Annotated in this window: 17 protein-coding genes, 1 tRNA gene and 3 pseudogenes; 5 read left to right on the top strand and 16 right to left on the bottom strand. The window is 70.9% G+C overall.

Features of this window, described 5'->3' with window-relative positions:
• Positions 1–32: 32 nt before the first annotated feature.
• From ruvA to pgsA, 9 genes and pseudogenes are all read right to left on the bottom strand, one after another.
• Positions 33–638 carry a Holliday junction branch migration protein RuvA gene (ruvA, locus tag DEP02_RS02695; protein WP_112465699.1) on the bottom strand — a complete coding sequence of 202 codons (606 nt, stop codon included), beginning with the start codon at positions 636–638 and terminating at the stop codon, positions 33–35.
• Positions 635–1,183, bottom strand: a complete 549-nt coding sequence (gene ruvC, locus DEP02_RS02690; RefSeq protein ID WP_112465698.1) for a crossover junction endodeoxyribonuclease RuvC — start codon at positions 1,181–1,183, stop codon at positions 635–637. Before ruvC ends, ruvA begins: the two co-directional genes overlap by 4 nt.
• 129 nt (positions 1,184–1,312) lie before the next feature.
• The gene (locus DEP02_RS02685) at positions 1,313–2,065 is read right to left on the bottom strand and encodes a YebC/PmpR family DNA-binding transcriptional regulator (RefSeq protein WP_112465697.1); all 753 of its coding nucleotides are present in this window, start codon (positions 2,063–2,065) and stop codon (positions 1,313–1,315) included.
• Between the two features lie 47 nt (positions 2,066–2,112).
• On the bottom strand, positions 2,113–2,724 hold the full coding sequence (gene pdxT, locus DEP02_RS02680) for a pyridoxal 5'-phosphate synthase glutaminase subunit PdxT (RefSeq protein ID WP_112465696.1): 612 nt from the start codon (positions 2,722–2,724) through the stop codon (positions 2,113–2,115).
• Between the two features lie 8 nt (positions 2,725–2,732).
• Complete coding sequence (pdxS, locus tag DEP02_RS02675) at positions 2,733–3,647, bottom strand: pyridoxal 5'-phosphate synthase lyase subunit PdxS (RefSeq protein WP_112465695.1); 915 nt, start codon at positions 3,645–3,647, stop codon at positions 2,733–2,735.
• 527 nt (positions 3,648–4,174) lie between these two features.
• The gene (locus DEP02_RS02670; RefSeq protein WP_112465694.1) at positions 4,175–4,726 is read right to left on the bottom strand and encodes a LemA family protein; all 552 of its coding nucleotides are present in this window, start codon (positions 4,724–4,726) and stop codon (positions 4,175–4,177) included.
• A 42-nt stretch (positions 4,727–4,768) separates the two neighbouring features.
• Positions 4,769–5,980 (bottom strand): glycosyltransferase family 4 protein, encoded by a 1,212-nt coding sequence (locus DEP02_RS02665; RefSeq protein WP_112465693.1) that lies wholly within the window; start codon positions 5,978–5,980, stop codon positions 4,769–4,771.
• A complete protein-coding gene (locus tag DEP02_RS02660) occupies positions 5,977–6,894 on the bottom strand; it encodes a phosphatidylinositol mannoside acyltransferase (protein WP_112465692.1) in 918 nt (305 codons plus the stop codon). The genes DEP02_RS02665 and DEP02_RS02660 overlap by 4 nt, the downstream gene beginning before the upstream one ends.
• Positions 6,891–7,620 (bottom strand): annotated as a pseudogene (gene pgsA, locus DEP02_RS02655) (phosphatidylinositol phosphate synthase). The gene DEP02_RS02660 and the pseudogene pgsA overlap by 4 nt, the downstream one beginning before the upstream one ends.
• Positions 7,621–7,844: 224 nt before the next feature.
• Here pgsA and DEP02_RS02650 point away from each other — a divergent pair.
• Together DEP02_RS02650 and DEP02_RS02645 are read left to right on the top strand one after the other, a co-directional pair.
• On the top strand, positions 7,845–10,043 hold the full coding sequence (locus DEP02_RS02650; RefSeq protein ID WP_112465690.1) for an elongation factor G-like protein EF-G2: 2,199 nt from the start codon (positions 7,845–7,847) through the stop codon (positions 10,041–10,043).
• A gap of 179 nt (positions 10,044–10,222) precedes the next feature.
• Positions 10,223–11,890 carry an AbeC-like domain-containing protein gene (locus DEP02_RS02645; protein WP_112465689.1) on the top strand — a complete coding sequence of 556 codons (1,668 nt, stop codon included), beginning with the start codon at positions 10,223–10,225 and terminating at the stop codon, positions 11,888–11,890.
• Between the two features lie 21 nt (positions 11,891–11,911).
• Here DEP02_RS02645 and DEP02_RS02640 read toward each other — a convergent pair whose 3' ends face one another.
• The 4 genes from DEP02_RS02640 to DEP02_RS02625 all read right to left on the bottom strand — a co-directional run bounded on the left by DEP02_RS02640 (position 11,912) and on the right by DEP02_RS02625 (position 16,452).
• The gene (locus DEP02_RS02640; protein WP_112465688.1) at positions 11,912–12,457 is read right to left on the bottom strand and encodes an HIT family protein; all 546 of its coding nucleotides are present in this window, start codon (positions 12,455–12,457) and stop codon (positions 11,912–11,914) included.
• Between the two features lie 88 nt (positions 12,458–12,545).
• Positions 12,546–14,522 (bottom strand): threonine--tRNA ligase, encoded by a 1,977-nt coding sequence (thrS, locus tag DEP02_RS02635; protein WP_112465687.1) that lies wholly within the window; start codon positions 14,520–14,522, stop codon positions 12,546–12,548.
• A 122-nt stretch (positions 14,523–14,644) separates the two neighbouring features.
• Positions 14,645–15,889 carry a hypothetical protein gene (locus tag DEP02_RS02630; RefSeq protein ID WP_112465686.1) on the bottom strand — a complete coding sequence of 415 codons (1,245 nt, stop codon included), beginning with the start codon at positions 15,887–15,889 and terminating at the stop codon, positions 14,645–14,647.
• The gene (locus DEP02_RS02625) at positions 15,886–16,452 is read right to left on the bottom strand and encodes a DUF4365 domain-containing protein (RefSeq protein ID WP_112465685.1); all 567 of its coding nucleotides are present in this window, start codon (positions 16,450–16,452) and stop codon (positions 15,886–15,888) included. The genes DEP02_RS02630 and DEP02_RS02625 overlap by 4 nt, the downstream gene beginning before the upstream one ends.
• 168 nt (positions 16,453–16,620) lie before the next feature.
• Between DEP02_RS02625 and DEP02_RS02620 the strand changes: the two genes are divergently transcribed.
• Positions 16,621–17,346, top strand: a complete 726-nt coding sequence (locus DEP02_RS02620) for a 3'-5' exonuclease (protein ID WP_112465684.1) — start codon at positions 16,621–16,623, stop codon at positions 17,344–17,346.
• Between the two features lie 138 nt (positions 17,347–17,484).
• Here DEP02_RS02620 and DEP02_RS02615 read toward each other — a convergent pair.
• Positions 17,485–17,556, bottom strand: a tRNA-Val gene (locus tag DEP02_RS02615).
• A gap of 56 nt (positions 17,557–17,612) precedes the next feature.
• Positions 17,613–17,780 (bottom strand): annotated as a pseudogene (locus DEP02_RS34295) (exo-rhamnogalacturonan lyase family protein); the annotation flags it as partial.
• 500 nt (positions 17,781–18,280) lie between these two features.
• On the opposite strand from DEP02_RS34295, the gene DEP02_RS02605 reads away from it, so the two are divergent.
• Both DEP02_RS02605 and DEP02_RS02600 read left to right on the top strand, forming a co-directional pair.
• Positions 18,281–18,484, top strand: a complete 204-nt coding sequence (locus tag DEP02_RS02605) for a hypothetical protein (protein WP_112465682.1) — start codon at positions 18,281–18,283, stop codon at positions 18,482–18,484.
• Entirely contained in the window at positions 18,481–19,689 is a 1,209-nt protein-coding gene (locus DEP02_RS02600) for an RNA-guided endonuclease InsQ/TnpB family protein (RefSeq protein ID WP_112465681.1), read from the top strand. The genes DEP02_RS02605 and DEP02_RS02600 overlap by 4 nt, the downstream gene beginning before the upstream one ends.
• A gap of 39 nt (positions 19,690–19,728) precedes the next feature.
• Here DEP02_RS02600 and DEP02_RS02595 read toward each other — a convergent pair.
• Positions 19,729–20,205: pseudogene (locus tag DEP02_RS02595) on the bottom strand (ABC transporter substrate-binding protein); the annotation flags it as partial.
• Positions 20,206–20,529: the final 324 nt, after the last annotated feature.

The following is a 20,529-nucleotide window of genomic DNA, read 5'->3' as shown; positions in this document are numbered from 1 at the left end:
TGATGTGCCTCGGGAAATGGTGGGTCAGCGGGTCAGCGGGCTCGGTTCAGGGTCTGCAGGGCCGCCTTCAGCAACTGGCCCACCTGCGGTGTGCCACCGGCGGCCTCGGCCTGCGGTGCCACGGCGGCGACCGCCTCGTCGGCCTCCCGGGTGGCGTACCCGAGGCCGATCAGGGCGGCGTGCAGCTGGTCGCGCCAGCCCTGGGTGACCGGCGTGCCCACCGCGGGGGCGCCGACCGGCTCGCCGAGCCGGTCCTTGAGCTCCAGCAGGAGTTTCTGGGCGCCCTTCTTGCCGATGCCGGGGACGGCGGTGAGGGCCTTCTCGTCGCCGGTGGCGACGGCTCGGCGCAGGGCGTCGGGGGTGTGCACGGCCAGCATCGCCTGGGCGAGCCGTGGTCCGACCCCGCTGGCGGTCTGCAGCAGTTCGAAGACCTGGCGCTCGTCGTCGTCCGCGAAGCCGTACAGGGTCAGTGAGTCCTCCCGTACGACGAGGGAGGTGGCGAGCTTGGCGGGCCGGCCGAGGTGGAGCGTGGACAGCGTGTTCGGGGTGCACCGCACGGCCATGCCGACACCGCCGACCTCGACCACCGCGGTGTCGGGGGCGAGTGCGGCGACGGTGCCGCTGACGAAGGCGATCATGTCGTACGGCCTTTCGTTGTCCTCGGTGCTTCGGCCGCGTGCAGGGCGACGGCCTGCTGGAGCCGGTTCTGCGCGGGGGCGCGCCAGATGTGGCAGATCGCTAGGGCGAGGGCGTCGGCGGCGTCGGCCGGCTTCGGGGGCGCGTCGAGCCGCAGCAGCCGGGTGACCATGGCGCCGACCTGTGCCTTGTCGGCGCGGCCGCTGCCGGTGACGGCGGCCTTGACCTCGCTGGGGGTGTGCAGGGCGACGGGGATGCCGCGGCGGGCCGCGCAGAGCATCGCCACGGCGCTGGCCTGGGCGGTGCCCATGACGGTGCGCACGTTGTGCTGGCTGAACACGCGCTCCACGGCGACGTATTCGGGCCGGTGCTCGTCCAGCCACTGTTCTATGCCCTGCTCGACGGCGAGGAGGCGGTGGCTCAGGTCGGCGTCCGCCGCAGTGCGGACGACACCGACGCCGAGCATGGTCAGCGGCCGGCCCGCGACCCCCTCGACGACGCCGACACCGCAGCGGGTCAGCCCCGGGTCCACCCCCAGTACGCGCACGCCTACCAGCCCTCCCATCAATCGCCTGTTCGTGCAGGCTATCGGGTGCCACTGACAGCGCCCGCAAAGGGACGGGCCGGCGGGAGTGTCCCGCCGGCCCGTCGAAACCCCGCGAAGCTCGTGGCGGCGTCAGGCGCCGACCTTCTCCATGATCTCGTCGCTGACGTCGAAGTTGGCGAAGACGTTCTGCACGTCGTCGCTGTCCTCGAGCGCGTCGATCAGCTTGAAGATCTTCTTGGCGCCCTCCTCGTCCAGCTCGACCTGCATGGTCGGGACGAAGTTGGCCTCGGCGGAGTCGTAGTCGATGCCCGCGTCCTGGAGGGCGGTGCGGACCGCGACCAGGTCGGTGGCCTCGCTGATCACCTCGAAGTTCTCACCGAGGTCGTTGACCTCCTCGGCGCCCGCGTCCAGGACGGCGGCCAGGACGTCGTCCTCGGCCAGCTCCTCCTTGGGGACGATCACGACGCCCTTGCGGTGGAAGAGGTACGACACCGAGCCGGGGTCGGCCATGGAGCCGCCGTTGCGGGTCATGGCGACGCGGACGTCCGAGGCGGCGCGGTTGCGGTTGTCGGTGAGGCACTCGATGAGCAGGGCGACACCGTTCGGGCCGTAGCCCTCGTACATGATCGTCTCGTACTCGGCGCCGCCGGCCTCCAGGCCCGCGCCGCGCTTGATCGCCGAGTCGATGTTCTTGTTGGGGACCGACTGCTTCTTCGCCTTCTGGACGGCGTCGTACAGCGTCGGGTTGCCGTCCAGGTCGGCGCCGCCCATACGGGAGGCGACCTCGATGTTCTTGATGAGCTTCGCGAAGAGTTTGCCGCGCTTGGCATCGAGGACGGCCTTCTTGTGCTTCGTCGTGGCCCATTTAGAGTGGCCGGCCATCTGCCTGTCTCCTTCACGTAACCCGTCTTCGTGCGAACGCTGGAATCCTACAAGGAGTCCGATGTCCGGCTCGCGCGCACCATGTCGGCGAACAGGGCGTGCACGCGGTGGTCGCCGGTCAGTTCCGGGTGGAACGAGGTGGCCAGCGCGTTGCCCTGACGGACCGCGACGATGTGTCCGTCGTGCTCGGCGAGCACTTCGGCCCCGGCGCCGACGGACTCGACCCAGGGGGCTCGGATGAAGACGCCCTCCACGGGATCGCCCGCGACGCCCTTGACGTCGACGGCCGCCTCGAAGGACTCGTTCTGCCGTCCGAAGGCGTTGCGGCGCACGATCATGTCGATCCCGCCGACGGTCTCCTGGCCCGCGCGCGGGTCGAGGATCTTGTCGGCGAGCATGATCATGCCGGCGCAGGTGCCGTAGACGGGCATGCCGTCGCGCACGCGCGCGCGGAGCGGGTCCATCACGTCGAAGAGGACGGCCAGCTTGGAGATGGTGGTGGACTCGCCACCGGGGAGGACCAGGCCGTCGACCCCGGCGAGCTCTTCGGGGCGCCGCACCGCCCTGGCCACGGCGTCGGCCGCGGCCAGGGCGATGAGGTGCTCCCGTACGTCGCCCTGGAGGGCCAGGACGCCGATGACGGGGGCTTCGTCGGTCATGGAGGTGGTTACCAGCCGCGGTTGGCGTAGCGCTCGGACTCGGGGAGGGTGTCGCAGTTGATGCCGACCATGGCCTCGCCGAGGTTGCGGGACGCGTCCGCGATGATCTTCGGGTCGTCGTAGAAGGTGGTGGCCTTCACGATGGCGGCGGCGCGCTTGGCCGGGTCGCCGGACTTGAAGATGCCGGAGCCGACGAAGACGCCCTCGGCGCCGAGCTGGCGCATCAGGGCGGCGTCGGCGGGGGTGGCCACGCCGCCGGCGGAGAACAGCACGACCGGGAGCCTGCCGAGCTCGGCGACCTCCTTGACCAGCTCGTACGGGGCGCGCAGCTCCTTGGCGGCGGCGTACAGCTCGTGGTTGTCGTAGCCGCGCAGCCGGGCGATCTCGTTCTTGATCTGACGCAGGTGGCGGACGGCCTCGACGACGTTGCCGGTGCCGGCCTCGCCCTTGGAGCGGATCATCGCGGCGCCCTCGGCGATGCGGCGCAGGGCCTCGCCCAGGTTGGTGGCACCGCAGACGAAGGGGGTGGTGAAGGCCCACTTGTCGGAGTGGTTGACCTCGTCGGCCGGGGTGAGGACCTCGGACTCGTCGATGTAGTCGACGCCGAGGGACTGCAGGACCTGGGCCTCGACGAAGTGGCCGATGCGGGACTTGGCCATGACCGGGATGGAGACGGCCTCGATGATGCTCTCGATCATGTCCGGGTCGGACATGCGGGCCACTCCGCCGTCCTTGCGGATGTCGGCCGGGACCCGCTCCAGGGCCATGACCGCGACGGCGCCCGCGTCCTCGGCGATCTTCGCCTGCTCCGGCGTGACGACGTCCATGATCACGCCGCCCTTGAGCTGCTCCGCCATGCCGCGCTTCACGCGCGCGGTGCCGGTCTCGGGAGTCTGGGCGGAGTCGGAAATCGTGGTGGACACGGGTGACCTCACTCGGGTGGAAAAGAGGGTTTGGTGCACCGCTGAGGAAACGTGAGTGGACCAGTCCACGGCAAGGGCCAATGGAAACCCGGTGGATCCTTTTCCCTCCCGGGGCCCTGGTCCGGACGCCGCGCCCGCCCCTGGGGCGCCGCCCCGGACCCCATCGGGCGGCGCCCCGGCTTGGCCCACCCGGTCCGCCCGTCCCGGCAGGGAGAGGGGTCCTCGCCCTGGGGCTCCGCCCCAAGCCCCGGCGGGGACTCCGTCCCCTGCACCCCTGGCTCGGTCTTCCCTGCCCGTCCGTCGCGATGAGGGAAGGAGCCCCGCTCCAGGGCTCTGCCCCACACCCCGGCGGGGCTGCGCCTCCTGCACCCCTGCCCCGGCCCGCCCGTCCCAGTGGGGGGAAGGGGCCCGTCCCCGGGATTCGTTCCCGCGCTTCCGTCGTCGCCACCACGATCGTCATGTCACCTGCCCCGGCCGTTTGTCGGCCCGAAGCCGACCACCCCACGGGTGACGGGCCGTGGGGCCGGCTACGCCGACCGGTCCGCCAGCGCCGCCGGTGGTTCGTCGTCCATTTCGAAGGACATGGGGAAGGGGGCGTGGCCGGCCAGGCGGAACCAGCGGACCTTGCGGTGCTCGCGGAGTCTGCGGGCCGCGCCGACGGCGTCGTTGTGGAAGCGGCGGGCCATCGGCACCCTGCGCACGGCCTCGGTCAGCTCGCGGGCCGTCTCCTCTCCCCCGGGCGCCTCGCGGACCTCCTCCACCTGCTGCACCTCGGCGAACACGGCCCGCAGGGCCTGGCTCAGCTCGCTCTCGGCGACCTCCCGCTGGTCCTCCTCGGCCTGCCGGGCGGCGTGCGCGGCCTCATAGAGCACGATCGAGGCGGCCGGGTCGAGCACTCCGGAGGTGGCCAGCTCCTGGGTCACGGAGGCACGGCGCAGCAACTGGGCGTCCAGTGCGGCACGAGCGGCGTCGATACGGGCGTGCAGCCGGTCCAGCCGCCCCGCCGTCCAGCTCAGGTACAGGCCGACGGCGACGAGCGCGACGAGGATCCAGATGAGGGTTGGGGTCACGGGCGGCAAGGCTATCGGCCGAGTGGCTTCGCCCTCACACTCGCCCAGGCATCAGTCCCGTGCCAGCCCCAGCCGTGCCCGCAGTCCCGTCGCCCGCTCGTCCGTCGCCACCGCCGCCGCGCCCGCCGTCACCGTCTCGTACACGGACAGGATGTCCGCGCCGACCGTCGACCAGTCGAAGCGGCGGACATGGGTGCTGCCGCGTTCGCGGAGTTCGGCACGGCGGCCGGGATCGGCCAGGAGGCGTACGGCCGCTTCGGCCAGGGCGTCGGCGTCCTCGTTGGTGAACAGTTCGCCGGCCTTTCCCTGGTCGAGGACCTGGGCGAAGGCGTCGAGGTCGGAGGCGAGCACCGGGGCACCGGCGGACATGGCCTCGACAAGGATGATGCCGAAGGACTCGCCGCCGGTGTTGGGAGCGACGTACAAGTCGACGCTGCGCAGGAAACGGGCCTTTTCCTCGTCGCTGATCATGCCCAGGAACTCGACGCGCGAGCGCAGTTCCGCGGGCAGGCCCTCCACCGCCTCCTTCTCGTCGCCGCGGCCCGCGACCAGCAGGCGGGTGTGCGGGCGGGCGGCGAGGATCGCCGGCAGGGCCCGCATCAGCACGGGCAGGCCCTTGCGGGGCTCGTCGATACGGCCGATGAAGCCGATCGTGCCGCCCGCCCGTCTCCCCCCACCACCCTCGACGGAGCTTCGCGCCTCTTCCGACTGCCACTCGGGTCTGGGCTCGGCCCGGGCGAAGAAGTCGACGTCGACGCCGTTGGGGATGACCACCGCGTCCCCGCCGAGGTGCTCGACGAGGGTGCGCCGGGCGTACTCGCTGACCGCGACCCGGGCGCTGATCTTCTCCAGGGCGGCCTGCAGGATCGCGTACGCGGCGATCATCGCCCTCGACCTGGGGTTCGATGTGTGGAAGGTGGCGACGATCGGGCCCTGCGCCGCCCAGCAGGCCAGCAACCCCAGCGACGGCGAGGTCGGCTCGTGGATGTGGATCACGTCGAAGCGGCCCTCGTGCAGCCAGCGCCGTACCCGGGCCGCCGACAGGAAGCCGAAGTTGAGCCGGGCCACCGAGCCGTTGTACGGCACCGGGACCGCGCGGCCGGCCGAGACGACGTAGGGCGGCAGCGGGGTGTCGTCGTCGGCGGGGGCGAGCACGGACACCTCGTGACCGAGGCCGATGAAGTACTCGGCCAGGTCGCGGATGTGGAACTGGACGCCGCCCGGCACGTCCCAGGAGTACGGGCAGACGATGCCGATCCTCACGCGCGCTCCCCGTCCGCAGGGCGGGGTTCCAGGTCCGCGAGCCACAAGCGCTGCAGCATGTGCCAGTCCTCCGGATGGTCGGCGATCCCCGTGGCGAAGGCGTCGGCCAGCGCCTGTGTCATGACAGACGTCCTCTCGGCCCGCGTACCTGTCCCGGGCACCTCGATCGGGGGGTGGACGCGGCCCCGCATGACGGGCGAGTCGTCGTACCAGAGCGTGGCGGGCAGCAGCAGGGCGCCCGTCTGCTGGGCCAGCAGGGCGGGTCCGGCGGGCATCCGGGCCGTCTCGCCGAAGAACGTCACCTCCACTCCGGAGGCGGACAGGTCCCGGTCGGCGACCAGGCAGACCAGCCCGCCGTCGCGCAGCCGCCGGGCCAGCGTGCCGAACGCGGAGCCGCCACTGTGCGGCAGGACCTCCATGCCCAGTCCCTCGCGGTAGGCGACGAACCGGTCGTAGAGCGTCTCCGGCCTCAGGCGCTCGGCGACGGTCGTGAACGGCGTCTTCAGCTCGGTGGTGACCCAGGCGCCGGCCAGATCCCAGTTGGCCAGGTGGGGCAGGGCGAGGACGACGCCCCGGCCGGCCGCAAGGCCGTCGGTCAGGTGGTGCAGGCCCTTGGGGTCGAAGCCGGTCCTGATCCGCTCGGCGCTCCAGGCCGGCAGCCGGAAGGACTCCATCCAGTACCGCAGGTACGAGCGCATGCCCGCGCGCGTGAGCTCCGCCAGGCGCTCGGGGGTCGCGTCGGGCACCACGCGCGCGTAGTTGCTCTCCAGCCGCTTCACGCCCTTGCCGCCCTGCTTGAAGGCGAGATCGGCGATGGTGCGGCCCAGCCGTACGGCGACCGGTTCGGGCAGCTTCTTGACCGTGCTCCAGCCGAGGCCGTACAGCGCGTCGCCGAGGCGCTCCTGGACGCTCATTTCGCCGCCTCGCTCCCCTGCTCCGGCAGGGTCTCGGCGGCATCCGCCTCGGCCGACTCGCGGCGGACGGTGACGACCCGCTGGATCAGCGTGACCAGGCTGCCGGCGGCGACGATCCACAGGGCGATCGGCAGCAGGTACTGGATGCCCGGCACACCGAACTTGTGCAGACCCGCGAACCCGGCCGCGACCAGTGAGATCACCAGCCGCTCGGCCCGCTCGACCAGCCCGTTGACGGCGACGGGCAGGCCGATCGACTCGCCCCGGGCCTTGGTGTACGACACGACCTGGCCACTGGCCAGACAGAAGATCGACACCGCGCACAGCACGTTGTTGTCGCCCTGGCCCGCGTACCACAGGGCGAACCCGCCGAAGATCGCGCCGTCGGCGACCCGGTCGAGCGTGGAGTCCAGGAAGGCCCCCCAGCGGCTGGAGCGGCCCAGCTGGCGGGCCATGTTGCCGTCGACGAGGTCGGAGAACACGAACAGCGTGATCACGACCGTACCCCAGAAGAACTCGCCCCGGGGGTAGAAGACCAGCGCGCCCGCGACCACTCCGGCCGTCCCGATCAGCGTGACCGTGTCCGGGCTCACGCCCCGGCGGACGAGAAACGCGGCGAACGGGGTGAGGACACGCGTGAAGAATGCACGCGCGTACTTGTTCAGCATGGCCTTCCCGAGGGTCGGTGTTCGCCGGGCGACCCCTGCTGGCCACCGGCTGGCCCATCGTAGTCACGGTCACGCACCCGCAGGTGCGACAGCCGGGCACCCGCACCCCCGGGGCCGCGGCGCGCGACCCGCCGGTGGACGGCGGGATCGGGTCCTTCGTATGGACGCAGCGTGACGGGAGTGGAAAGCTCGAAGGACCGCGGGCGATCGCAGGAGCCGCCAGTGACGCGGTGCCGCGTGTCCGCGCCCACAACGACCTCACCGTGCACGGGAGGCAGGATCATGGGCGACAAGGTGCAAACACACCCCGGAGCCGCCGGCAGGGCAATGGCGGCCGACCATCCCGCGTCCGTACGGAATGTGGTGCTGGTCGGCCACTCCGGATCGGGCAAGACGACTCTGGTGGAGGCTCTCGCGCTGACGGCGGGAGCGGTGAACCGGGCGGGCCGTGTGGAGGACGGCGGCAGCCTCTCGGACTACGACGAGATCGAGCACCGGCAGCAGCGCTCGGTGCAGCTCTCCCTGGTGCCCGTCGATTGGGACGGCATCAAGATCAACCTACTGGACACCCCCGGCTACGCCGACTTCGTCGGGGAGCTCAGGGCCGGTCTGCGCGCCGCGGACGCAGCCCTGTTCGTCGTCTCCGCCTCCGACGGCGTGAACGGCTCGACCCGCATGGTGTGGGAGGAGTGCGCGGCCGTCGGCATGCCGCGCGCCATCGTGGTCACGCACCTGGAGGCCGCCCGCGCCGACTTCGAGGAGATGACGCGGGTGTGCGCGGAGGCGTTCGGCGCGGACGACCCCGACGCCGTACTGCCGCTGTACCTGCCGCTGCACGGACCGCAGGGCCCCGACGGGCACGCGCCCGTGACCGGACTGGCCGGGCTGCTGACACAGAAGCTGTTCGACTACTCCACCGGGGAGCGCAAGGAGTCCGAGCCCGGCGAGGACCAGCTGCCACGGCTGGAGGAGGCCCGCAACCGGCTGATCGAGGGGATCATCTCCGAGAGCGAGGACGAGACCCTCATGGACCGCTACCTCGGCGGTGAGCAGATCGACGTCAAGACACTCGTCGAGGACCTGGAACGGGCCGTCGCGCGCGGGGCGTTCTTCCCCGTCCTGGCCGCCGCCCCCGCGGCCGACGGAGCCAGGCAGGGCATCGGCACGGTGGAGCTCCTGGAGCTGGTCACCGGCGGCTTCCCCACCCCGCTGGAGCGCGAGGTGCCCGCTGTCACCACCATCGACGGCAGGCCGCGCGAGCTGAAGCCGTGCGACCCCGACGGTCCGCTGGTCGCCGAGGTCGTCAAGACCTCCTCCGACCCGTACGTCGGCCGGATCTCCCTGGTCCGCGTCTTCTCCGGCACCCTGCGCCCCGATGAGACGGTGCACGTCTCCGGGCACGGGCTGGCCGACCGCGGGCACGAGGACCACGACGTCGACGAGCGCGTCGGCGCCCTGACCACGCCGTTCGGCAAACAGCAGCGCCCGGTGACGCACGCCGTCGCGGGCGATCTCGCGTGCGTGGCGAAGCTGGGCCGCGCGGAGACCGGCGACACGCTCTCCGCCAAGGACGACCCGCTGCTGATGGAGCCCTGGCAGATGCCCGATCCCCTGCTGCCGCTGGCCATCCGGGCGCACAGCAAACCGGACGAGGACAAGCTCTCCCAGGGCCTGGCCCGGCTGGTCGCGGAGGACCCGACGATGCGCCTGGAGCAGAACCAGGACACCCACCAGGTCGTGCTGTGGTGCCTGGGCGAGGCGCACGCCGACGTCGCCCTGGAGCGGCTGCGCAGCAGGTACGGCGTCCAGGTCGACGTCGTACCGCACCGGGTCTCCCTGCGGGAGACGTTCGCGACCAGGTCCGCCGGACGCGGCCGGCACGTCAAACAGTCCGGTGGGCACGGACAGTACGCCATCTGCGAGATCGAGGTGGAGCCGCTGCCGGGCGGCTCGGGCATCGAGTTCGTCGACAAGGTGGTCGGCGGGGCCGTGCCACGGCAGTTCATCCCGTCGGTGGAGAAGGGCGTCAGGGCCCAGGCCGCCAGGGGAGTCGCCACCGGCTACCCGCTGATCGACGTGCGGGTCACGCTCCTCGACGGCAAGGCCCACTCGGTGGACTCCTCCGACGCCGCCTTCCAGACGGCCGGCGCGCTGGCGCTGCGGGAGGCCGCGGCCGACGCCAGGATCCACCTGCTGGAGCCGGTGGCCGAGGTGACCGTGCTGGTCGGCGACGACTACGTGGGCGCCGTCATGAGCGACCTGTCCGGCCGGCGCGGCCGGCTGCTGGGCACCGAACAGGTGGGCAACGGCCGAACCCTCATCAGGGCCGAGGTGCCCGAGATCGAGATCGGCCGGTACGCGGTCGACCTGCGCTCCCTGTCGCACGGCACGGCCCGCTTCGACCGCCGGTACGTACGGCACGAGCCGATGCCGCCGCAGGTGGCCGACCGGGTCCGGCAACAGGAGCGCGAGGCATCGTAGTTGACGCGCCACGGTCGCGCCGGGCGCACAACCCGGGCGCCGAAACGCTTCGTTCCGAACAGGCGGACGGCTTCGGCCGTCCGCCTCCCCGTGTCAGTGACTCCCGATACCCTGATGACCTGATCAACAGGTGTGCGGGGCAGGGAAGTCGGGAATGCCGCAAGGCAGGTGCGGCGGCAATGGGGGCGGCAGTGACGGACGGATTCGATTTCAGTCCCGGGGCGCAGGTGCCCCTGTCCGGGGCGGCAGGGCAGACGGCGGCGACCTATGCCCTGGCCTCGGCGGCCTACCGGGACGACGAGGTCACCAAGATCCTCCAAGCCGACAACGAATGGCACAAGTCGACGGTCAAGCCGCCGCGTCCCTGGGCGAAGATCTTCCGGCCCCGGCTCGGTGAGGCCTTCTCCCGCGCGGTGATCGACCGCATGCTGGGCGCCGGACGTGCACCGCTCATCCAGTCCTTCGGCACCGAACCCCAAGTCGTGGTCGAGCACTGCCTGGCCGCCCACCGCATCCGCCGGGAGCGCGACAACTGGCTCACGGCGGTGACGGTGCTGTGCGGAGTGCTCTTCCTGCCCGGCCTCCTCATGTGGCTGCTGGTGTTCACTCTGCGCACCAACGTCAGCAGACGGGAGGACAAGCGGGCCGGCGCCCTCGCCACCACCCTGCTGGTCGCCGTGGGCACCCTCGCCGTGCTCTTCCTGATCAAGATGCCCTTCACCGGCTTCTGGGCCTGGTACGCGCGCGCGGCGATCGTCCTGCCGGTCGTCGGCTGGTTCTGGGCCAAGCGGATCTGCGAACGCTCGGCACACGAACTGCGGGAGTACTGGGCGGCCCTGCTCTCCGGCAGCGGCGTGGGGGCGAAGATCCCCGAGGCCGTACCGGGCAGCCCCGGCGACGCGGCCGAGCAGGTACGCAAGGAACTCGCCCGCCTCAGCGCGGAACAGCAGTCCAACTCCGTCTTCTACGCCGGCCCCAAGGGCATACTCGGCATGGGCACGCGCTGGGGCAGCTGGCAGCTGGCCGAGGAACTGGTCCCCGCCGAGCAGGGCAAGGAGTTCCACCCCTTCCGCAGCTGGGACGTCATCACCGCGATCCAGGGCGGCCTGGCCATGCTGGAACGCACGCCCATCAACACCGGCGGCTTCCCCAAGCCGTCCGTCACGCACTGGATCGTCACGCCGATCGGGGAGAACGCGACGGAGGTCTCCCGGCCGAGCGGTACGGACGTCGACGCGTACACGGTCAAGACACACGCCATACAGGACATCTGCAACAAGCAACAGTTCGGCAGCGGTGACCGGCACTACCTCGGCGTGCAGTGGACGCTCTGGGACGGCCACTTGGTGATCACCATGCTGGTCACCGTGACGGTGCTGCACGACACCTTGCGCATCGAGGTCACCGGCCACGCCCTGGGACCGGTCAACCCCCTGTTCAACGAGAAGCCGGCGGCCAAGGAGAAGGAGGTCCAGAAGGCGCTCCGGTTCTGGGAGACCCGCAAGGTGAAGCTGCCCCTGGTCGACGCCGACGAGGTCGTACGGCTCGCCGCCCGCGCCCCCCTGACCTGGTACCCACCCCTGCTGAACTGGCTCGGCGGCAGCCTCACCCTGCCCGAACCCTTCGGCCTGCGGCACGCCTGGGCCGACCAGCCCTGGCGACACCGCTTCATGGCCGACGACGCGCTGCGCGCCGCCACTCCGGTATTGCGGGTGGTGCACGCGGCGGCGCTCAAGGTTCTCAAGGAGAACGGGGTGGACGTCGAGAAGTTCGGCTCCCGCGCGTCGGTCCTCAGCGGAGGGGTGCAGGAGGTGTCGCCGAAGAAGGCCGACGTGTACGACGCGTGAGACGCGGGCCCGCCCGCGGTACTACGCGGGCCATGCCTCCGCGAGCATCTTGCGGGTGTCGGCGAGGAGCTGCGGCAGGACCCTCGTGTGGCCGATCACGGGCAGGAAGTTGGTGTCGCCGCCCCAGCGGGGCACGATGTGCTGGTGCAGGTGGGCGGCGATACCGGCGCCGGCGACCGCGCCCTGGTTCAGGCCGATGTTGAAGCCATGGGCGCCGGAGGCAGCGCGCAGAGCCCGCATCGCCTGCTTGGTGAGCTCCGCGAGCTCCGCGGTCTCCGCCTCGGTCAGGTCGGTGTAGTCGGCGACGTGCCGGTACGGAACGACCATGGTGTGACCGCCGTTGTAGGGGTACAGATTGAGCACCGCGTAGACCAGCTCGCCGCGCCGGACAATCAGCCCGTCCTCGTCGGACTTGGCCGGGATCGAGCAGAAGGGGCAGCCGTCGTCGGCACCGGGGCCGCTCGGCTTGTTCTCGCCCTGGATGTAGGCCATCCGGTGGGGCGTCCACAGACGCTGGAACGCGTCCTGCGTGCCCACTCCCGACTGCTGCTCCGGCTCACTCGTCATGCGTGCAGCATATGGCGTCACTGTGGGGGTACGGCAAAGGCCCCCGGGAACCCCCCGGGGGCCGATCCCCGCGCAGGCGGGGAGCACATCAGACCTGAACCCGACGCTCCACCACGTCAACGATCTCGGCGATCGCTTCGTCACGAGGAATGCCGTTCTTCTGCGACCCATCGCGGTAGCGGAACGACACCGTGCCCGCATTCATGTCGTCGTCGCCGACGATCACCATGAACGGCACCTTCTGCTTCTGGGCGTTCCTGATCTTCTTCTGCATGCGGTCCGAGGAGGAGTCCACCTCGACCCGCAGACCCTGCTTCTTCGCATCGGCGGCGAACTTCTCCAGGTACTCCACGTGGGCGTCGCCCACCGGGATACCCACCGCCTGCACCGGCGCCAGCCACGCCGGGAACGCGCCCGCGTAGTGCTCGAGCAGCACCGCGAAGAACCGCTCGATGGAGCCGAACAGCGCGCGGTGGATCATGACCGGGCGCTGCTTGGAGCCGTCGGCGGCGGTGTACTCCAGGTCGAACCGCTCCGGCAGGTTGAAGTCCAGCTGGACCGTGGACATCTGCCAGGTGCGGCCAATGGCGTCGCGGACCTGGACGGAGATCTTCGGGCCGTAGAACGCCGCGCCACCCGGGTCCGGGACCAGCTGCAGGCCCTGCTTCTCACCGACCTGGCGCAGGATCTCGGTGGCCTCCTCCCAGGCCTCGTCGGTCCCGACGTACTTTTCCGGGTCCTTGGTGGACAGCTCCAGGTAGAAGTCCGTCAGGCCGTAGTCCCGCAGCAGGTTCAGCACGAAGGTGAGCGTCTTGTCGAGCTCGTCGGCCATCTGTTCGCGCGTGCAGTAGATGTGCGCGTCGTCCTGGGTGAAGCCGCGGGCCCGGGTCAGACCGTGCACGACACCCGACTTCTCGTAGCGGTAGACCGTGCCGAACTCAAAGAGCCTCAAGGGCAGTTCACGGTACGACCGGCCGCGCGCGTCGAAGATCAGGTTGTGCATCGGGCAGTTCATGGGCTTGAGGTAGTAGTCCACGCCCTCGTCGAGCTGCATGGGCGGGTACATGCCGTCGGCGTACCAGTCCAGGTGGCCCGAGGTCTCGAAGAGCTTCCCCTTCGTCGCGTGCGGGGTGTAGACGAACTCGTAACTGGCTTCCTCGTGCTTGCGCCGCGAGTAGTCCTCCATGACCCGGCGGACGGTGCCGCCCTTGGGGTGGAAGACGGCGAGGCCGGAGCCGATCTGCTCCGGGATGGAGAACAGGTCCAGCTCGCTGCCGAGCTTGCGGTGGTCGCGCTTCTCCGCTTCGGCGAGGAAATCCAGGTACGCCTTCAGCTCGTCCCTGGACGGCCAGGCGGTGCCGTAGATGCGCTGGAGCTGTTTGTTCTTCTCGTTGCCGCGCCAGTACGCCGAGGCGTTGCGCATCAGCTTGAACGCCGGGATCATCCGGGTCGACGGCAGGTGGGGACCGCGGCACAGGTCCTTCCAGCACAGCTCGCCGGTCTTGGCGTTCAGGTTGTCGTAGATCGTCAGCTCGCCGGCGCCGACCTCGACGTCCGCGCCGTCTTCGTGCGACGCGGAGCCCTTGAGGCCGATCAGCTCCAGCTTGTACGGCTCGTCCGCCAGCTCCTCGCGGGCGGCCTCGTCGGTGACGACGCGGCGGGAGAAGCGCTGACCCTGCTTCTGGATCGCCTGCATGCGCTTCTCGATGGCCTTGAGGTCCTCGGGCGTGAACGGCCTCTCGACGTCGAAGTCGTAGTAGAAGCCGTCCCTGACGGGCGGGCCGATGCCCAGCTTGGCCTCGGGGAAGAGCTCCTGCACGGCCTGCGCCATGACGTGCGCGGTGGAGTGGCGCAGGATGTTGAGGCCGTCCTCGGAGGAGATCTCGACGCCCTCGACGGTCTCGCCGTCCTTGACCTCGTGGGCGAGGTCCTTCAGCTCGCCGCCCACGCGCGCGGCGATGATCGAGCGCTCGCCGGCGAAGAGGTCGGCGGCCGTGGTGCCCGTCGTCACCGTGCGCTCTTCCCGCTCGGAATCGCGTTGGATGATCACACGGACGTCTGACACCGGTCTCTCCTGCCTGAAAGTGGAAGCGCACCCGTCACCTATGGCGCGCGCAATAGAGGATCGTACCGACCCGGAGCCACCGACCGCGAAACGATAACCCTGCGTCAATCCCGCGTCCATGGTCAGTCACAGTCGTCCCCGCTGCACGCCTCCTCGAAGAAGTCCAGATCCTCCTGGAGCGACTTCATCAGCCGGTCCCGCTCCTCGTCCTCCACCTGCACGGGTACGACCCCGAAGGCGCCCGTGAGCCGGCGGAAGCCGCCCCGGCTCTCCAGCCGTCCGAGCACCCGCACGGGCAGTCCGACCAGGTGGGCGTGGCCGGCGATGCGGTAGTCCTCCTCCTCCAGAGTCACGCGCACGTAGGGCACCTCGGCGCCCGCGAGCACCCGGAGCCGTACCGTGCCCTCGCCACGCGGCTGGGACCTGCGCATCCGCACCACGGTGCCGGTGATCCGCACGGGCACCGACGGTTCGGCGCGCAGATAGCGGGCGCCGGCCTCGCGCAGCACGGGCAGGTCGCCGGGGAAGAACTCGACGACCTCGGCGGCGGTCGCGCAGTGCTCGGGAACGCCGGCGGCGGGCGCCCACCCGACGGCGACGCGGGCGCCCTCGGTGCCGCGTACGAGGGCGACGACGGCCTCGGTGAGTTCGCGGCTGGCGCCCGCGCGGACGGCGCCGTCGAAGGCGTCCAGCCTGCCGGTGGCCCGCCGGTGGTCGACGGCCTCGCGGATGGCGTACAGGGCCTGGTGGAGGCGTACGGCGAGGGGCCGTCCGGGGTCGACGGGGACGAAGGCGGTCAGCCGGCGGCCGTCGGTCGCGGAGCCGACGAGGACGTGTTCGAGGCACGCGGCGGCCGAGCGCCGGTGGCGGGCGCCGTGGTAGCCGGCACGCTCGCGTGTGGCGAGCGCGGCGGCGAGCAGCATCTGCCGTGCGGCGCCGCGCAGCCGCTCGTCGTCGGTCCAGGGGGCGGCGTCGGCCGGTCCGCCCGGCACGTCCCGCCACCAGCGGATCTCGTCGCTGGGCAGGGAGAGGGCGACCAGTACCTCGCGCGCGGAGGAGGTCCCGCTGCGGGTGAGGGCGTCCAGTGCCTCGCCGAGCAGGTCGTCGCTGTCGGGGAAGGCGCGGCTCTCCGGCACCAGCAGACTCGTACCGGCACCGGCCGGGTCGGGCGGGGTCCAGCGGCCGTAGCGCCCGGGGGCGCCGCCGCGCCGCTGCCAGCCGTGTCGGTGCAGCAGGGCGCCGAGCACGGCCGGGTCGATGCCGGCGGGCTCGGGGGAACCAGGGGGACCGGGGGGACGGCTCCGGGGGGCGTCGACGGGGTGCGGGCGCGCGGACCGCGGGGACTCGCCGAGGGGGCGGTGATTCATGGTCTGCCTCCCGTCCCGACCCGCGTCATGATCTCGCACAGGGCCCGGTCGTCGAAGATGCGCGAGGTCGGGATCCGCACGGTGGTGCGGTGCCGGCCGGTGACGGGGTGGCCGGCGAGGTTGACCCAGTAGCAGCAGTGCCTGAGGTCGAGCCGGTCGTGGCCGGCGCGCAGCCACTGGTCCGGCGACCGGGGCACGATCATGACGACGAGGATCTTGTGCACCGAGACCGGGGTGCGGGCGAGCTTGGCCAGGTGGGCGTTGTCGAGGATGAAGGAGAAGGACCGGCCCGGGGGGCTGGGCGGTATCTGGTAGGTGCACTTCAGCTGCACCTTGATGGTCACCTCGTCGTCGACGGTGTGCCCGGGGGCGCTGTGGCTGACGTGCCAGTCGATGCCGTTGTCGGGGAAGGGCTGGGACAGCGAGCAGCCGGCCGCGGCGGCGACCGCGTGCAGATAGCCCACCTGCAGTGTCTCCATGCAGGCGGTGGTGGCGAGTGTGCCCCGTGGGGCGTCCGCGTGCTCGGGCAGCAGCCCGCCCCGCTCGGGCTGCGCCATCACCATGACCAACAGCCTTCCACGCTTGGTGAATCCCCGCTGTGGGCCTGTGAACTGCAAAGACCCGTATTCCTGTTGTGTCCTTCCGGCGTACGGCGCAAACAGCCCGGGTATCACCAAACGGGCAGCAGGCGGTGCGTCGACTGCCCTGGGTGAGTGAGGAGTTGTGGGCATATGGCGTGCTGGTACGAGGGGCCTCTGGCCGCGTTCGACACGGAGACCACGGGTGTCGACGTCGAGACCGACCGCATCGTGTCGGCCGCCGTCGTCGTCCAGGACGCCCCGGGTTTCCGGCCGCGGGTGACCCGCTGGCTGGTGAACCCGGGCGTGCCGGTGCCCGAGGCGGCGACGGCGGTGCACGGGCTGACGGAGGAGCATCTGCAACGCAACGGGCGCTGGCCGGCGCCGGTGATGTACGAGATGGCCGAGGAGCTGGCGGAGCAGGCCGCGCGGGGCCGTCCGCTGGTGGTGATGAACGCGCCGTTCGATCTGACGCTGTTCGACCGGGAGTTGCGCCGTCACCGGGCCTCCTCGCTGCAGCGCTGGTTCGAGTCCTCGCCGCTGTGCGTGCTCGACCCGCGGGTCATGGACAAGCATCTGGACCGCTACCGCAAGGGGCGGCGCACCCTTGCCGACCTGTGCGCGCACTACGAGGTCGTGCTGGCCGACGCGCACGACGCGGCGGCGGACGCGCTGGCCGCGCTGGAGGTCGTGCGGGCACTGGGCCGTCGCTTCGCAGCCCGTCTGGAGCTCCTGACCCCCGCCGAGCTGCACGCCCTGCAGACGGGGTGGCACGCGGCGCAGGCCCGGGGGCTGCAGGCGTGGTTCGCGCGCAATGGGGCGGAGGAGGCGGTGGATCCGTCGTGGCCGCTGCGTCCGGAGCTTCCGGCGGCGGCATGAGCCTTCCGGCCCACGGCGCCATCAACCGCCCGGAGGTGCGGGTGGCGGAGCCCCCGCCGCACGCGGCGAAGCCGCGCAGAACACGACGATGGCGACTCGGCCTGCGCTTTTTGCAGGCATGAGCCGCCATCGACATCGTGGGCGATACTGGGTTCGAACCAGTGACCTCTTCGGTGTGAACGAAGCGCTCTCCCACTGAGCTAATCGCCCGGGAACGCACTGAACAATACAGGTCCCGGTGGGCTTCCTTCAAACCGCTTCGGTGGGGGCATCCTGTCGCCGAGCAGCACCAGGTTCTCGATGGCGGCGAGTCCGTAGAGCGCGGTGTCGTTGGTGGACACCCAGGCGGCCTCGCTGCCCGGGACCAGCGTGTCCGGCCCGTTCAGCTTTTCCATCCGCCACGGCGAGGACTCAGTGCAGCCGTCGGAGCCGTAGCGCGCCGCTTGTTCGGCCGACGACACGCGCAGCCGGTAGGTGTAGCGGGCACACCCGGCCTCCGTGACTGCCCGTTCCGCCGCCTTGCGTTCCCCCGCCCCGGACTCCACCTGGGCATCTGACCAGGGCGCTCCGCGCCCGAAACCGGGTACGGCGACACCCCGCGCCGCGGCACCCGGATGCGATCCCTCCCCGCAAACGGGAGGTACCCTCACCCCGGCGTGAACGCCGGGCATCCCCGTGAGAGACGGGTGAATTCGTCCCAGGTCCAGCCGGCGTGCGGCTCGACGCCTGCCTTTTGCCGGACCTTCTTGTCGATCACCAGCGTCATCAGTTCTCCTCCGAGGGGGCCATCGGCTTCATCTGATGGGGGGAGGGAGTCGAGGGCCCCTTCGGGGCGGCCCGGCGTGGCCGGGGTGGCCGCCTCACACGTACGGGTGAGGTTCAGGGGCCAGGGGATTTCACCTACGGATGCCGTGCGTATGTTCGCCGTGTCGCAGTGACCAGGAAGGTCCGCCGGTTCTCCGGCAGTGTGTACTACCTCGGGCTGCACGAGGAGTTCTGGCACCTGCGGTCGAAACTTCCGACGCTGTGGTCGTCGTCGTACTTCCTGGCCCCGGTCGGCGCGGTCAGCACCGAGACGGAGCGGCGGTACACCGATGCCCAGGGGGAACGCTCCCGGGAGAAGGGGGACGGTTTGTGATCCGCGCGTACAAGTTCCTCCTGCGCCCCACCGTGCGCCAGGCGGTCGCGCTGGGCGAGATGCTGCGGGACCACTGCTCGCTGTACAACGGTGCGCTTCAGGAACGCCGGGACGCCTGGCGGCACGCCTCGAAGACCACCGTCCGGTACGGGGAGCAGTCCGCCCAGCTCAAGGAGATCCGGGCGTTCGACCCGGAGCGGCAGGGCCGCTGGTCGTTCTCCTCCCAGCAGGCCACCCTGCGCCGGCTGGACAAGGCGTTCGCCGCGTTCTTCCGCCGCGTGAAGACGGGGCAGACCCCGGGGCATCCGCGGTTCAAGGGCGTCGAGCACTTCGACACCGTTGCCTCCCCCAGGGACGGCGACGGCTGCCGCTGGGACTCCACCCCGCACGACCGGCACACCCGCGTCCGACTCCAGGGCGTCGGCCACGTCCGGGTGCACCGGCACCGGGCCGTCCAGGGCCGGGTGAAGACGATCAGCGTCAAGCGGGAGGGCAACCGCTGGTACATCGTCCTGTCCTGCGGCGACGTCCCCGCCGAGCCGCTGCCGCCCACCGGCGCCATGGCCGGCATCGACATGGGCGTCACACACTTTTTGACCACCTCGGACGGCGCACACGTCGCCAACCCCAGGTTCCTCGGGGCGATGGCTGCCGAGCTGGCCGACGCGCAGCGGCACCTGGCGACGTTCCCCAAGCGCACCCGGCAGCGCACCAAGAAGCACCGCGCCGCAGCCCGGAGGGTCGCCAAGCTGCACGCCAAGATCCGCAGGCAGCGCCTTGACTTCCACCACAAGGCCGCGCTCACCCTGGTCCGCGGCCACGACGCGATCGCGCACGAGCATCTGAACACCGCGGGCATGACCCGTGTACCCAGGCCCAGGCCCGACCCCGCCACGCCCGGCGCCTTCCTGCCGAACGGCTCCGCCGCGAAGGCCGGGCTCAACCGCAGCATCCTCGACGCGGGCTGGGCACAGTTCCTCCGAATCCTGGCGAACAAGGCTGAAAGCGCCGATCGCCTCCTGGTTCCGGCGGACGCGCGCAACACCTCCCGCACGTGCCTCGCATGCGGGCACGTCGCGAAGGAGAACCGCGCCACCCAGGCGAAATTCGAATGCGTCACGTGCGGGTTCACCGCGAACGCGGACCACGTCGGCGCGACGAACGTTCTCAACAGGGCCGGGCCGGCCCTCTGCGACGTGGCCTAGCCACCGACACAGGAAGCCCGCGCGTTCACGCGTGGGTGGAGTCACGGTGTTGGAGCCGACCGGAATGCCGAGCTGCTTGCCGTCGACCTCGCCGACCTCGGTGACGTCGGCGCGGAAGTTGTCCAGCGTCAGATTGCCCGCGTCGATCTGTGACTTCAGATCGAGCAGGACTCCCCTCTTGTCGTACTTACGAAGGAAAGTGACGGCGTTTTGGAAAACGTCCGGGGGATTTCCGCCGGAGGCCTGCGTCTGGAACTTCTCCCAGAAGGATTGATACGTCTGAAAGTCCGCCTTCACCTTGATCTTCGGGTGCTTCTTCTCGAAGAGCGCGATGGTCTGGTTGATCTTCTTGGCGCGTTCTTCGGCGCCCCACCACGAATAACGGATCGTCACCGTCCCGTCCCCGGAACCGCTTTCGCCACCACATCCGGCCGTCGCGCCGAGCCTGAGCGCGGCCGCCGAAGCCCCGGCCGCTTTCAGAACCGTTCGCCTCTCCATGCTCCTGCTGATCCCCACAGTCGGGCCTCCCGGCAACGTCACCCATCGTCATGAATCGTTTCGAGTAAGCGCTTGCTGGCACAAGGTGCGGGGGGCCTGGAGGCGCGTCAATGATTCGGACAGGAATTTCTCATCGGGTGCGCGACGGCGCACCGGCCCGTGAACGGCACGACGGATGGGGGCGGCGGCGCGCAGGAGGCGCTGGAGCGATCGACACCGCAGGTCGGAGGCGTACGGCCGGAATGCCGAGCCGGCGTACGGCCCGCGCCCGGTTCACGCCCGGCCGGACTCCGCCCGGCGCCGCGGACGACGGCGGCCCGCCTGCGTGAGCGCAGGCGGGCC

The sequence above is a fragment of the Streptomyces triticisoli genome (genome assembly GCF_003270085.1).
Taxonomy (GTDB): Bacteria; Actinomycetota; Actinomycetes; order Streptomycetales; family Streptomycetaceae; genus Streptomyces; species Streptomyces triticisoli.
Note: the sequence above shows the minus strand (reverse complement) of the source record. Positions and strands in the feature narration are given on the sequence as shown.

Coding starts and splice junctions, on each gene's coding strand:
- ruvA (WP_112465699.1), bottom strand. CDS start 638: ATGATCGCCTTCGTCAGCGGCACCGTCGCCGCACTCGCCCCCGACACC.
- DEP02_RS02685 (WP_112465697.1), bottom strand. CDS start 2,065: ATGGCCGGCCACTCTAAATGGGCCACGACGAAGCACAAGAAGGCCGTC.
- pdxT (WP_112465696.1), bottom strand. CDS start 2,724: ATGACCGACGAAGCCCCCGTCATCGGCGTCCTGGCCCTCCAGGGCGAC.
- DEP02_RS02660 (WP_112465692.1), bottom strand. CDS start 6,894: ATGAGCGTCCAGGAGCGCCTCGGCGACGCGCTGTACGGCCTCGGCTGG.
- DEP02_RS02650 (WP_112465690.1), top strand. CDS start 7,845: ATGGGCGACAAGGTGCAAACACACCCCGGAGCCGCCGGCAGGGCAATG.
- DEP02_RS02645 (WP_112465689.1), top strand. CDS start 10,223: ATGGGGGCGGCAGTGACGGACGGATTCGATTTCAGTCCCGGGGCGCAG.
- DEP02_RS02640 (WP_112465688.1), bottom strand. CDS start 12,457: ATGACGAGTGAGCCGGAGCAGCAGTCGGGAGTGGGCACGCAGGACGCG.
- DEP02_RS02630 (WP_112465686.1), bottom strand. CDS start 15,889: ATGAATCACCGCCCCCTCGGCGAGTCCCCGCGGTCCGCGCGCCCGCAC.
- DEP02_RS02625 (WP_112465685.1), bottom strand. CDS start 16,452: ATGGTGATGGCGCAGCCCGAGCGGGGCGGGCTGCTGCCCGAGCACGCG.
- DEP02_RS02620 (WP_112465684.1), top strand. CDS start 16,621: ATGGCGTGCTGGTACGAGGGGCCTCTGGCCGCGTTCGACACGGAGACC.